The sequence below is a fragment of the Paraburkholderia sp. RL17-337-BIB-A genome (assembly GCF_046025895.1).
Taxonomy (GTDB): domain Bacteria; phylum Pseudomonadota; class Gammaproteobacteria; order Burkholderiales; family Burkholderiaceae; genus Paraburkholderia; species Paraburkholderia fungorum_C.
In genome coordinates this window covers 882,998-896,540 of sequence record NZ_JARESY010000002.1, presented here as the reverse complement: position 1 = coordinate 896,540, position 13,543 = coordinate 882,998, and the positions used below count along the sequence as shown (strand labels likewise).

10 protein-coding genes are annotated in these 13,543 nt (G+C 61.9%); 7 read left to right on the top strand and 3 right to left on the bottom strand.

The window, feature by feature from the left end:
* Positions 1 to 83: 83 nt before the first annotated feature.
* From P0D84_RS24975 to P0D84_RS24950, 6 genes are all read left to right on the top strand, one after another.
* Complete coding sequence (locus P0D84_RS24975) at positions 84 to 1,031, top strand: LysR family transcriptional regulator (protein WP_408341353.1); 948 nt, start codon at positions 84 to 86, stop codon at positions 1,029 to 1,031.
* Positions 1,032 to 1,242: 211 nt separating this feature from the next.
* The gene (locus P0D84_RS24970) at positions 1,243 to 2,547 is read left to right on the top strand and encodes an MFS transporter (protein ID WP_408341352.1); all 1,305 of its coding nucleotides are present in this window, start codon (positions 1,243 to 1,245) and stop codon (positions 2,545 to 2,547) included.
* A 473-nt stretch (positions 2,548 to 3,020) separates the two neighbouring features.
* Positions 3,021 to 3,779 carry an SDR family oxidoreductase gene (locus tag P0D84_RS24965; protein ID WP_408341351.1) on the top strand — a complete coding sequence of 253 codons (759 nt, stop codon included), beginning with the start codon at positions 3,021 to 3,023 and terminating at the stop codon, positions 3,777 to 3,779.
* A 52-nt stretch (positions 3,780 to 3,831) separates the two neighbouring features.
* Complete coding sequence (locus P0D84_RS24960) at positions 3,832 to 5,148, top strand: MFS transporter (protein ID WP_408341350.1); 1,317 nt, start codon at positions 3,832 to 3,834, stop codon at positions 5,146 to 5,148.
* A gap of 26 nt (positions 5,149 to 5,174) precedes the next feature.
* The gene (locus tag P0D84_RS24955) at positions 5,175 to 5,567 is read left to right on the top strand and encodes a VOC family protein (RefSeq protein WP_408341349.1); all 393 of its coding nucleotides are present in this window, start codon (positions 5,175 to 5,177) and stop codon (positions 5,565 to 5,567) included.
* Between the two features lie 114 nt (positions 5,568 to 5,681).
* Entirely contained in the window at positions 5,682 to 6,926 is a 1,245-nt protein-coding gene (locus P0D84_RS24950; protein ID WP_408341348.1) for a citrate synthase, read from the top strand.
* A 122-nt stretch (positions 6,927 to 7,048) separates the two neighbouring features.
* On the opposite strand, the gene P0D84_RS24945 is transcribed toward P0D84_RS24950, so the two are convergent.
* Positions 7,049 to 8,092, bottom strand: coding sequence for a LacI family DNA-binding transcriptional regulator (locus tag P0D84_RS24945; protein WP_408341347.1), 1,044 nt, complete (start codon positions 8,090 to 8,092; stop codon positions 7,049 to 7,051).
* A gap of 255 nt (positions 8,093 to 8,347) precedes the next feature.
* Between P0D84_RS24945 and P0D84_RS24940 the strand changes: the two genes are divergently transcribed.
* On the top strand, positions 8,348 to 9,511 hold the full coding sequence (locus P0D84_RS24940) for an L-talarate/galactarate dehydratase (protein WP_408341346.1): 1,164 nt from the start codon (positions 8,348 to 8,350) through the stop codon (positions 9,509 to 9,511).
* A 269-nt stretch (positions 9,512 to 9,780) separates the two neighbouring features.
* Here the strand turns inward: P0D84_RS24940 and tcuC are convergent, their stop codons facing one another.
* On the bottom strand, positions 9,781 to 11,115 hold the full coding sequence (gene tcuC, locus P0D84_RS24935) for a tricarballylate/proton symporter TcuC (protein WP_408341345.1): 1,335 nt from the start codon (positions 11,113 to 11,115) through the stop codon (positions 9,781 to 9,783).
* 158 nt (positions 11,116 to 11,273) lie between these two features.
* Complete coding sequence (locus P0D84_RS24930) at positions 11,274 to 12,749, bottom strand: MFS transporter (protein ID WP_459252216.1); 1,476 nt, start codon at positions 12,747 to 12,749, stop codon at positions 11,274 to 11,276.
* Positions 12,750 to 13,543 lie beyond the last annotated feature (794 nt).

Below are 13,543 nucleotides of genomic sequence, written 5' to 3'. Positions count from 1 at the left end.
ATAGATTGATTTGAAATCTCAATCAATTGTCCGGTGCTCCCGATGTCAGCGGATCCAGCGCCGTTTCTTTCGAGCGAATCGATATGAATCTTTCCGTCCGTCACCTTCGTGCGTTCACTGTGCTTGCGGCAGCGCGCAGCTTCACGCGCGCCGCCGAGCAGTGCCATCTGTCGCAACCGGCGTTCAGCGCGTTGATCCAGAACCTGGAAGAACAGGCTGGCGTGCGGTTGTTCAACCGGAGCACGCGCAGCGTCGAACTGACGACGGAGGGCGCGTTGTTCGAATCAGTCGCCGCGCGGCTTCTGAACGACATCGAACACGCGTTCGACGAACTCAACGATCACGCGAACCGGCGGCGCGGACGCGTGACGATCGCCGCCCTGCCGACCGTGGCGGGCGGCGCTCTGCCGCCGGTGCTGAAGGTGTTTCGCGACCGGTATCCAGGCATCGAGATCGTGCTGAAAGACGTCACTGCCGACGCGTGCCTCGAACTGCTACGCACCAATCAGGCGGATATCGCACTGAGCGCGGCGATTTCGCCGGGACGCGACATGGTTAGCGAGCCGCTGCTGTCAGACACGTTTCATCTCGTGTGCCGCGAAGACCATCCGCTCGCCACCCGCAAGAAGCTGCTCGCGCGCGACGTACGCAACCTGCCGATGATCAAGTTCGCGCTCACAAGCAGCGTACGTCAGCATCTGGACGCCGCGTTCTATCCGAACACGCCGCCGACGGAACTGGAGGTGTACAACCTGGTCACGGCGGCGGGCCTCATTGCCAACGGTATTGGCGTGACCCTGGTGCCGACCCTCGCGCTTTACCAGTTCCACTTGCCGGGTCTCGTCGCGTTACCGATCAGACTGCCGCTCGGCGATCGCGACATCTGCCTGATCCGGCGGCGCAACGACGCGGGATCGTCGGCGGTGACCGCATTCGTTGCACTGTTGCGCGAGAGCTGGGCACACATTGGCACGAGCGGCGCACGGCGTGCGACCCGCCTCAGCGTACAACCGGTCGCACAAGCAGGGTGACGTCCACCGTCGCGCAAAGCGAAGGCATAGGCATCGCGGCCGGACCGCCGCGCGCCCGCGAGGCGCACATTCAGTTGAAAATTCAATCAATTCATCGAATATATCGATTGGCTCGCGTAATCGCGGCTCCGTAACATGTCTCCAGGCGAATCCGCGCAGCCGGATCGACCACGATGCGGCGCATTGCACGCCGTCACGAACCGGAGGAGACATGCCCAAAGCCCGCTGGACGATGATCGCGCTGTGCTTTTTCGCCAGTACGATCAACTATATCGATCGCGCCAATCTCGCGGTCGCCGCGCCGTTCATCCAGCGCGAACTGCATCTGACGCCCACGACGATGAGTTTCGTGCTGAGCGCGTTCTTCTGGACCTACGCCGCGATGCAAATTCCGTTCGGCTGGCTCGCGGATCGCATCGGGCCGCGCATCACGATGGCGGTGTCCGTCGTGTGGTGGTCGGCGTTCACGATGGTGACCGGCATGATGCGCAGCGTGCCCGGTCTGATGACCGCGCGTCTGCTGCTCGGCGCGGGTGAAGCCGGTGCCTATCCGGCATGCACCAAGGTCGTATCGCTATGGTTTTCGCGCGGCGAACGCGGCATCGCCTCGGGTATCTTCACGAGCGGCGTCGAGGTCGGCTCGGCCCTGTCGCTGCCGATCGTCGCCTGGGTGATCGCCGTGTTCGGCTGGAAGTGGTCGTTTCTCGTCACCGGCACATTCGGCTTCGTTTGGGTGATCGCATGGATCGTGTTGTATCGCGACCCCGACCAACACCCACGCGTGTCGGCCGAACAGTACCGCGCGCTACGGATTGCGCGCGGCGATACCTCGTACCGGGACGCGCACGCGGAAGCCGCACCCTGGGCATCGGTGCTCAGGCATCGCGCCGTACTCGGCATGACGCTCGGCTTCTTTTGCATGAACTTCGTGAAGTACTTCTTCATCACATGGTTTCCGAGCTATCTGATGAATGCGCGTGGCTTCTCGCTCGCGCAACTCGGCACGCTCGGCATGTTGCCCGCGCTCTGCGCTATTCCCGGCAGCTGGCTCGGCGGCGCGACGTCGGATGCATTGTTCCGGCGCGGATGGAGCATGACGGCCGCGCGCAAGACGTGCCTGGTGGGTGGCATGCTTCTGTCGTCGTGCATTACGCTATGCGCGTTCGCCGATAGCCGTGCGATCGCCATCGGGCTATTTTCGCTGACCTATCTGAGCCTGTCGTTCGTCTCAGCGAACGCCTGGTCGTTGCCCGCCGACGTCGCGCCGTCGCCGCGGCACGTCGCGACGATCAGCGCGATCCAGAACACGGCGTCGAACATCGCTGGCATTCTCACCTCGACATTCACCGGCATCATGTTAACCGTCACGCACGGCTCGTTTGCTATTCCACTGCTGACGGCGGGAGCGTTCTGCGTGATCGGCGCATGCAGTTATCTGTTCATCGTGGGACCCGTCGAACCGATCAGATTCGATCGCACCGAACGCGGCGCGCAGCCCCAACTCAAGGCAGGCTGAGCAGCCGGTCTTAGCGCCCGTTCGACGCGGTTCATGCACGCAGAAGATGGTGCGACGACTGGCGCTGGACCGTGCCCGGCGCGTACGAAGTGACGCCGGCCGCATCGGTCACACGATCCGCGCCCATGCCGCCTGGATACTATCGAAGGTCAGCGAGAGTAAGCCCGCTGGAGCAGCCAGACGTCGAGAGACGACGAAACCGCAGCCAGGACGGTCAACGTTGATTGGATGAATCAACGCCTCGGATCTGAGTCGCCCCTTATTCGTCCCCGGCCTACCCCGCGCGTTGTGATCCGTCGCTTTCCATCCCCTCGTTCGTCTCGCTGCCGGCAACGCGCGCATCAGGAATACCCTGGTGCGATCCCCATCGGCAAGGCCCTCAGATGTTGATTCAATGAATCAAGATTGCTCGACGCACGGCGCGAATGCAAATCTCTTTCCGGTGTTCAACTGAACTGTCGAGAGGAAGTGAAATGCCTGCATCGAAGAAATTCGCAGCCGTTACCGGCGCCGGCTCCGGCATCGGCCGAGCCGCCGCCGTGGCGCTCGCCAACGCTGGATTCGCCGTCGCGCTGATCGGGCGCCGAGCCGAGCCGCTGCTGGAAACGAAGGAGATAATCGGCATTGCCGGCGGAGAAGCGCAGGTATTCCAGGCCGACGTTGGCGACGCAACATCGGTCGAGCACGCGTTTTCGCGGATCGCCGAGACATTCGGCCGGCTCGACGTGCTCTTTAACAACGCGGGCCGCAACGCGGGGGCCGTCCCCCTGGAAGACTATGAGGTGGATTTCTGGAACGATGTCGTGGCCACCAATCTGACCGGCGTCTTTCTGTGCGCTCGGGCCGCTTATCGCTTGATGAAAGCACAGTCGCCTCAAGGTGGACGAATCATCAACAACGGTTCAATCTCCGCCCACTCTCCGAGGCCGCATACCATCGCCTACACGGCAACGAAACATGCCGTCACCGGCATCACGAAATCGATCGCGCTGGACGGACGCGCGTTCAACATCGCCTGCAGCCAGATCGATATCGGCAACGCGGCCACATCACTCACCGAACGCATGAACCGCGGTGTACTGCAAGCGGATGGAAGCCTGGCGCCCGAAGCAAGAATGGACGTGACGCACGTGGCGAATGCGGTCGCGCACATGGCCGGTCTTCCGCTCGAGGCCAATGTTCTCAACATGACCATCATGGCGACCACTATGCCGTTCATCGGCCGCGGATAACGCCCTTCCGCCAGATATAAAAGAACAACAGGCTTATATTCTGGAGACACCGATGAAAGTCGTAGAGGAACAAACATTGCCGGCGCGAAACCCGGCTTACGCCGATACCGCGAAACGCTCCCGGGTGCGCTATGTCGTGCTCTCGATGTTGCTCGTGGCGACCATTCTCAATTATGTGGACCGGTCGGCGCTGGGCATCGTTGCGCCGGGCCTCTCGAAGGACCTGGCGCTCAACAAGATGCAGATGGGCGAACTGTTTGCGGCATTCGGTCTTGCCTATTCCGTCGGTCTCATGCCCGGCGGTGTGCTGACCGACATTCTCGGCTCGCGCCTCGCCTATGCCCTGTCTCTCGTCGGATGGTCTTTCGCCACGCTGACGCAGGGTCTCGCGACCGGCTATCAAATGTTGCTCGGATCGCGGCTTGCAATCGGCGCACTGGAGGCGCCGGCCTTCCCTTCGAACGCGCGAGCCGTGACGTTATGGTTTCCCGCCCGCGAACGCGGCTTCGCCACCAGCGTCTACGTAATGGGGCAATACATCGGGACACCGTTGTTCACCGGCTTGTTGCTGTGGATCTCCGCCGAGTACGGTTGGCGTGCGGTCTTTTTCGTGACGGGCGGCTTCGGCATTCTGTTCAGTCTTCTCTGGTACCGGGTTTATCGCGATCCGCTTCAGCACGCGGGCGTGAATGCTGCGGAACTCGAATACATCAATGAAGGCGCTACAGCGGCGCGCAAGCCCCGCGAAAGGTTCGATTGGCGCATGGCGCTCAAGCTGCTCAGCTACAGGCAGATTCTCGCCATCTGCCTCGGCAAGTTCTGCAACAACACCTTGCTGGTCTTCTTTACCACGTGGTTCATGACCTACCTGGTCGAAGCACGTCACATGTCGATGATCAAGGTCGGGATCTTCCAGGCACTCCCTTTTATCGGCGCGACGGTCGGCATTCTCCTTGCCGGCTTTCTCTCGGACTTTTTCATCCGGCGCGGGGTGTCGCTTTCCACTGCGCGCAAGGCGCCGCTTATCATTGGCACGATGCTCGGCGCGTCGATCGTGCTCGTCAATTTCGTCGAGTCGAACGAGTTGGTGATCGCCATCCTGACGATCGCGTTCTTCGCGCAGGGCGTCGGGTCGATGTCGTGGGCCGCCGTCTCCGAAATCGCGCCTCGACAGTACGTGGGACTGACCAGCAGCATCACCAGCCTCGCGGCCAACATCACGGGCGTGACGACGCCGCTCATGATCGGCTACATTACCCACCACACCGGTCATTTCTACTGGGCTATCAACCTGATGGGCGCAATATGCCTGCTTGGCGCGCTCTCTTACTCCGTGTTGCTGGGGAAACTTTCCCGCATCGAACTGTGACACTTTCGACTATCTAGTGAAATCGAATGATTGAATTCAAGTGGGATCATCTTCAACTGTGCTCGGCGGACGCCGAAGCTACCGCCGCATGGTTCGCGCGTTGCCTGAACGCGGAGATCGTGCGTCGCCCGGGGCGAGTGGATTTGCGCATCGGCAGCATCAACCTTTTCATCACACCGCTGGCGAGCGCGCAAACCGCGGGGCCTGCTCATGGCGAACGAAGGCAGGGCATCGATCATTTCGGGGTGGTCGTGGATGATCTGGATGCTGCGTTCGAGCATCTGTTGCGCTGCGACGCAGAAATCGTCGAGCCGATCAAGCAGGTCCGCGCAGGTGTCAGGGGCTGCTTCGTGCGATCGCCGTGCGACATTCTCATCGAGATCCTGGAACGGCGACCCGCCGAGATGACTTTTACCTGAAAAAAAAGTCAGTATCGACACTGCAGCGGTCGCGCTCGCATGCAAGGCGCGACTCGCATAGTCACTCTCCTGCTGCCCCGCTCCACTCCACTGCATCACCTTGCCTGCCATCCCATGCGAAACTGGATCCCTCTGACTGAAGCGGCTCGACAACTCGGAGTGCAGGCGCAGACTGTCTATGCGTACGCGAGTCGAGGCAACATTGCGGTCATGCCGGATCCACATGACCCGCGCAAGAGCCTCTATCGTGCGGAAGACGTCGCTGGTCTGTGCCGAAAAAAGCAGGTGGGGCGCAAGCGCGAGGCGCTCGCCGCCGGAACGATATTCGGTGCGGAGCCCTGCATTTACAGCGGCATCACTACCTTCTCAAAAGGTCGGCCGTATTACCGGGGACGGGATAGCATCCGCCTTTCGGACATGGCGACGCTTGAGGATGTAGCGGCCATTCTGTGGAATGCGCACGCGCCCGTTTCCTTCGAAACGGGTGACGTGCCGCTACAGAGCGGCGAGCGCGGCAGGCAGTGCGCGTTCACATCGCTGGCGGCGCTGGCGGCATGCGGGCACTCGCCCCTTGGACGCACTGACAGCGCACTGCATGTCGAGGCGGGCCGGCTCGTGGCGCTCATCGCGCAAGCGTTTGGCGCGCGATGTCACCCGGATGCACAAAGGACGCATGAACGGCTCGCGCTCGGTTGGGGCCAGGACCGCGATGGCGCCGAACTCATCCGCCGTGCCATGGTCCTCGTGGCCGACCACGAGATTACGAGTTCGGCGTTCGCGGCCAGGATTACCGCCTCCACCGGTGCATCGCTGCCGGGATGCCTGCTCACGGGACTCGCGACGCTCTCTGGCCCACTGCATGGCGATGCATCAGGCCGCGTGCGGGCCGTGTTCGACGACGTCGGAAGACTCGGTGCGGAGTGCGTCGTTGCCCACCACTTGCAGTTGGGCATTCCCATTCCGGGGTTCGGGCATCATCTGTATCCAGACGGCGATCCGCGGGCGGGGGCATTGCTCGACGTGCTGAGTCCACCTCCAGAGCTCATGTCGTTCATCGACAAGGTGGTCGAGTTGACCGGGCTCAAGCCAAATATCGACGTTGCGCTTGCTGCCTTGGCGGCGCAACTGGAGTTGCCACACGATGCGTCGTTCGCGTTGTTCGCCACGGCCCGAAGCGTGGGTCTGCTCGCGCATTGCATCGAGCAGCTCCGGGTGGGCAAGGTAATACGGCCGCGAGGCCGCTATACGGGGCGCGCGTTGGAGGACGCCAGTTCCCCGCTGCCCGCGGAAGGCGACGAGAAGACGCTCGATCCGGCCACGCTCGACAAGAATCGACTGTTCAAGGCGCTTGAGCGCTGAGCAGGCGCAAAACCCGATTTCCGTTGAAACAGACAGCGCTCGACGCCAATCGGGTTGTGTCGCGATCAGGAATTGACTGGAGGCGTGAGGGCCGAAGGGATAGGAGCGGGGCCGTCTTCCCGTCAGGCGCTGTCACGGTCGATGATCGTAAAACCCGTATCGATGCGAACCGGATGGTGCTTCGATTCCTCACCGGACGCAAAGCGTTCCAGCAACGCCTGGGCGACGCGTTTGCCCATGTATGCGCCGTCTACGCGCACCGTCGACAAAGCCGGATAAACATGCGCGGCGGTATTCAAGTCGCCGAAACCCATGACGGCGAGGTCCTGCGGCACCTTCATGCCCCGGCTCGCGGCTTCCGCCAGCACGCCTTCCGCGAGGGTGTCCGAACTGCAGACGATGATCTCTGGCCGGTCCGTTTCCAGAATTTTCGACAAGCCCTGCCGGCCTACCTGCAGCGTGGCGGGCGCCGGCAGCATTTCGAACGGGACGCCGGCAATGCCGTGCCGCGTCAACTCGCCAATGAAGCTGTGCGCGCGCCGAAGTCCACGCGGATCGTCCACCGACAGCACGGCGAAGCGCCTGTAGCCCTTGCTGAGGAGATGCTGCGCAAGGTTCACGCCGACCTGCTCATGCGAGAAGCCAATGACCATGTCGATTGGCGTGTCCGTCAGATCCCAGGTTTCGACCACCGGAATCCTGGCCTTGGTGAGGCGTTCGATCGTGGCATCCGTGTGGCTGGTGCCAGCGAGCACGACCCCGTCCGGCCGGCGTCCAAGGATCGCTTCGACAAGCTCTTCCTCCCGTTTGGCCGAATAGCCGGTGAGGCCGAGGAGCGTTTGGTAGCGCGCCGCGGTGAGGCTGTCCATCAAGGCCTGCACGGTGTCCGAGAATATCGAATTGGCGATGGTTGGCAGCAACAACGCGACCAGCCTGCTCTTGTTGCTTGCAAGCCCTCCCGCCAACATGTTCGGCACATAGCCAGTGACGCGCACCGCATCGAGGACCTTCTTCTGCGTTTCGCTGCGGACCAGTTCCGGCCGATGCAAGGCACGCGACACCGTCATCGGCGCAACGCCGGCGACGCGCGCAACATCGACCAGGGTGACACTTTCTGCAGTGCCCCCCGGCGCGCCGGCCTGCTTGCCTTCATAAGGCTCATCCATTTCCGATCCCTCTGGTTACCTCTGGATTTTAACGTCTGGCGATGGGTTTCCAAAACCTTGCAAGCGCTGCGGCGTCCTCGGCGCTCCGTGCATCGGCATCAGTGAAAACACCCATGTTTGCGCAATCAAACCGCCTTGAATGATTGCGCAATCATAGTAAGATGATGCCATCGGCCCGACCCGCGCCGTTGAGGGGCCATCCGCACCACGCGGGTCCTGAGCCGTTCGACATTCTTCCTTATCAAGGACCATTTCATGAACGCTTCGGCTTCCTCCACTGCGAAAACCGTGACTGGTGATCGCGTCAAATGGATGCGCATCTCGTCCGTCTTCCTGCCGCTCGCGAACCCCATCAGCGATGCGAAAGTCCTAACCGGGCGACAGAAGCCGATGACGGAGATCGCGATTCTCTTTGTCGAGATCGAAACCGCTGATGGTCACCGCGGCCTGGGCTTCAGCTATTCGAAGCGCGCGGGCGGCCCAGGGCAGTTTGCGCATGCGCAGGAAGTCGGCCCGAGCCTGATCGGCGAAGATCCGAACGACATCGCCCGCCTGTGGGACAAGCTTTGCTGGGCGGGCGCATCGGTGGGCCGAAGCGGCATGGCGGTGCAGGCAATCGGCGCATTCGACGTCGCGCTCTGGGACCTGAAGGCCAAACGGGCAAATCTGCCGTTGGCAAAGCTGCTCGGCTCGCATCGCGATTCCGTGCGTTGCTATAACACGTCGGGGGGCTTCCTCCACACGCCGCTCGATCAGTTGATGACCAACACGGACATCTCGCGCGAAAAAGGCATCGGCGGCATCAAGCTCAAGGTCGGCCAGCCGGATTGCGCGCTCGACATTCACCGCGTGGAAACGGTACGCAAGCATCTGGGCGACGCTTTCCCACTCATGGTCGATGCAAACCAGCAATGGGACCGGCCGACAGCGCAGCGGATGTGCCGCATCTTCGAGCAGTTCAATCTCGTATGGATCGAAGAGCCGCTCGACTGCTACGACGCGGAAGGGCACGCGGCGCTCGCCGCGCAGTTCGACACGCCGATCGCAACAGGCGAGATGTTGACGAGCGTCCCGGAGCATGACGAGTTCATCAGGTTGCGCGGTGCGGACTACCTGATGCCCGACGCCCCACGAGTCGGCGGGATCACACCGTTTCTCAAGATCGCAGCGCTCGCCGATCACGCGGGTCTGATGCTCGCTCCGCATTTCGCCATGGAACTGCATGTGCATCTGGCGGCGTGCTATCCCCGCGAACCTTGGGTCGAGCACTTCGAATGGCTGGAGCCGCTCTTCAACGAAAAACTCGAGACTCGCGATGGCCGCATGATCGTGCCGACGCGCCCGGGTCTCGGGCTGTCGCTCAGCGAGCGGGTCGCCGGCTGGACTGCGCAGACGGTTGAATTTGGCGCTCGCGCCTGAAGCGAAGAAAAAGCGGGCGTCGCAACGCCCGCCTTCTCGTCATGAGCAGGTGCGAAGCGCGTGGGCCGAGATGGCGGTCCGGTGCGCGCGCCGCTTACCGATCTCACCCAAGGCGAGCCGTCATGGCAGCAGGCAGGATGGCTGTTCACTGCAGACGAACGACTTTCGCACGAGATCGAACGGGTCGTAACGATCGGGAAAGGCGGCTGCAACAGCACCCCGGCGCACGGGACGACCGCGCGCCGTGATCCGCATCGAGCGGCATGTTCCTAGTGCAGTCCGGCCGCTTGCCTCGCCGCCGTCCCCTTCTTGTCCAGGGCGAGCGCCGCAACGAGACTGATGCCGGCATTGATTGCCAGCCAGACGCCGACCATGGCACTGCTGTGGAACGCATGCGTCAGCCACGTCAGAATGGCTGGCGTGAAGCCGCCGAGAACCGCAGCGGCGACCGCCTGCGCGAATGCATACCCGGAGGTGCGCGCATCCGGCGGAACCAGCTCCACCAGCGCCGCGACCTGAACCGAACTGTAGCTCGCGTAAATGAACGAGAACCACAGTTCGACAACGGCGAACTTGAGCACGGTCGGTTCAGCAGCGAGCCATGACAACATGGGATAAGCAGTTACACCCGCGAGCAGGGTCACGGCGATCAGCATGGTGCGGCGGTTGACGCGATCCGCCACCGTCGCCATGATCGGCAACCAGAGCAGCACTGACAAGCCACCGAAGAAGAGGATCACGAAACCCGCGGAATCTCCGAGTTTGAGGCTGCTGATGAAGGTCGGGGCATAGGTGGTGATCGTTTGCGACGTGACGGTCGCCATGGCGGCCATGCCCATGCCAAGGACAATGGTCCGCCAGCCGGCAACGAGGTTCGTGCAGATCTCGGAGACAGTCGGCGTTTTCTTCTTCCTGGCGAAAACCGAGGTCTCGGCGAGGCTCGAGCGAAGCCAGAACATGACCGGGATAACGGCGCAGCCAAGCATCAGCGGAATTCTCCAGCCCCAGGCGCGCACTTCATCCGGCGCGAGCCAGTAAAGCAGCAGGAAGCCGGCCAGCGAAGCAGCCATGACCGAGATCTGTTGGCTGCCTGCCTGCCAGCAGGTATAGAACGCGCGCTTTTTCGGCGGGGCGATTTCAGCCAGATAGACCACGACACCGCCAAGCTCGGCTCCGGCCGAGAAACCCTGAAGCAGGCGCCCGCATAGAACGATGATCGGAGCGGCCATGCCGATGCTCGCGTAGGAGGGCGTGCAGGCAACGGCAATGATGCCCAGGGACATCAACGACAAGGCCAGGATCAGCCCTTTTCGCCGCCCATGGCGATCGGTATACGAGCCGATGACAATGGCGCCGATCGGGCGAGCCAGAAACCCGAACGCAAAGGTCATCAGCGACATCATCAGCGAAACGTATTGGTTATGGCTCGGGAAATAGGTCTGCGCTATGTATCTTGCGTAGTAGCCATAGATCATGAAATCGTATATTTCGAGGCCATTGCCGGCGACAACCTGAATAATCGGCTTGACGCCTACTTTCGACTTTTCACCGGTCGCTTGCACTGGGCTTGCAAGTTCATTCGATGCAACAGCCACGTCTTTCATTATCGACTCCTCCTTGTTTTGATAGTCCAGGGGCCGCTCGCGTGCTTCGACCAGTCCAGTCCGGCGAGTCCGTCGACGGGACTGTCGGGCGAGCTGGCTGGCCGTGCAGTTGCCGGGCAAGGCGGTGACAAAAAAAAGTCGAAGCGCCGCCAGCGACGTCATTGCTGAACCGCACCCGACCGGCGCAAATGCACGCCGACAATGCGCCGCGTGCAATGCAGCGCTCCGCATACCACCACGACGTCGATTGCAAAACCCACATGGATCGCATGCACGACGGCGGCCTGAGCGCCACCCAGCGCAGCATTGCCCGTGCTGGCAACGACGCGCGCCAGGCTGCGCGAGACCAACGTGCCGATCATGGCTGTTCCCAGCATGCCGCCGACCATCCGGGTCGACTGGATCAGCGCGGTCGTGATGCCGAACCGTGTAGGTCCGCTCAATTCCTGCGCAAAGACGTTCAGATTGTTAAAGATGAAGCCGAATCCGATGCCCGCCACACCCAGCGATGCAGCGCCCAGCAGATGCGGGCTGGCGCCGCCGAGCATGGCCGCGCCGATGCACCCCGCGCCCATCAACGCAAAACCGACCCTGACGATTGTCATCGGCACACGCAAACGCATGACGATCCGCGTATTCGCAAAACTGCCGAGTGCGAGGCACACCGGTAGCGGTGTTACCGCTATTCCCGCCGCCTGCGGCGTCATGCCGAAGCCGGTTTGCAGCAGCAGCGGCATGAAGAACAGCAGCGAGAACATCACGAAGCCCGCGGCAAACGACAGCAGGAACAGCCGCACGAGATTGGGGTCGGCGAACAGGTCGATTGGAAGAATCGGATACGCATGGCGCTTTTCCCAAGCGGCCAACAGGACACATGAGCCGATCGCAATCGCGACAAGCATGAGCGTTGAGGGAGCAAGCCCCCTGGTGGGCAGCCGCTCGATACCCATTTGCAGCGACCCGAGCAGGGTCGACAACAACAGTGCACCCGTCCAATCGATCGTGGTGCGCTGCCCGCCCCGTCGCTCGATACGAGGCAGATACCGGATCACGCAATAAAGGCCGGCAAGCCCGACCGGCAGGTTGACGAGAAACGTCGCGCGCCAGCCATAGACAGCGCTCAGGAATCCGCCGAGGAACGGCCCGGCCGCCGTAGCGATTCCGTAGGACCCCGCCATCACGACCTGCCAGCGCATACGGGCGTGCGGATCGGGGAACAGATCGGGGATCGACGCGAATGCGGTGCCCACCATCATGCCGCCACCGATCCCCTGCAGGGCCCGTGCGAATACGAGCATCTGCACGTTTGGCGCGAGTCCGCACAGCGCGGACGCGACCACAAAGGTGGTGATCGATGCAATCACGAAGCCCTTGCGGCCAAAATAGTCGCCGAGCCGGCCGAAGATGGGCACCGACACGACGGATGCAAGCAGATAAACGCTTGCAATCCAGGCGTAGTATTCGGCGCCCTTCAGATCGGCGACGATGGAAGGCAGCGCTGTACTGACGACCGTCTGATCAAGTGCGACGAGCATGTTGACGAGGCCGATGCCGAGCATCGCCAGCAGTAATTCACGAAATGAGCGAGCGGCGGTTGTCTCATACTGGACAGAACTACTTTCACCGCGCTCCATTAGCGCCTCCACGAGGTTGGTCGCAGTAAGGACCGCGAAGCAAACGAGATCGACATCCGGGAAATTGGCGCACGAGGGATCGCCACTAAGCGACCAGACGCAATCGATGGATTCGGCCCATAACAAGGCGTGTCGGCATGCAATCGGCAGCCGAACGACGACGCGCATAAGATTGCGCAACCATTCCCTGAATGATTGCGCAATCTTACCGCTGTCACAAGAGGGTTTACGAGTAAGTGGTATCGGTTCGCTGCGACAGCTCCCCCGTCGCGCTCCACCAGGCTCCCCGCTGCCCACACTGGACTGTCCGCCTTGAATCCGGGTGAAATCGTTGGCGGCCGGACTCACCCGTTGCTGCCAAAAAGACAGTGGTAGAGCGATTCCTGCCAATCTGACGATAGATACGGACAAGCCACATTCGTTGGCACGGGACTCGGTCATACTTCTGCGTCCTGCTCTCCCCGCCCTGGTAGTTAAAGACGCCCTGGACGGCGAATGAGGAAACCTGTTCTGCGGAGCTCCCGGCATCGACGGGTGTGGTGGGTGCCGTACGGAGGCGAGATGTGGCACACGCACTGGGTCATTCCAATCTGCCGGTAAAACCTGGAGTTCCGCACTCGATGTCCCGGACGACAGCGGACGAAGGCGAATGAAAGCCACAATCCGCACACGCGTCGCCTTGCGTGAACAACCGCTCACACTCAGGGGAACAGCGGGGGCCCCGACCAGATTGTCAGAAGGAACCGATGGAGAAATGCAGTCATGACCATAACTGCGACCGAAGTAATACAACG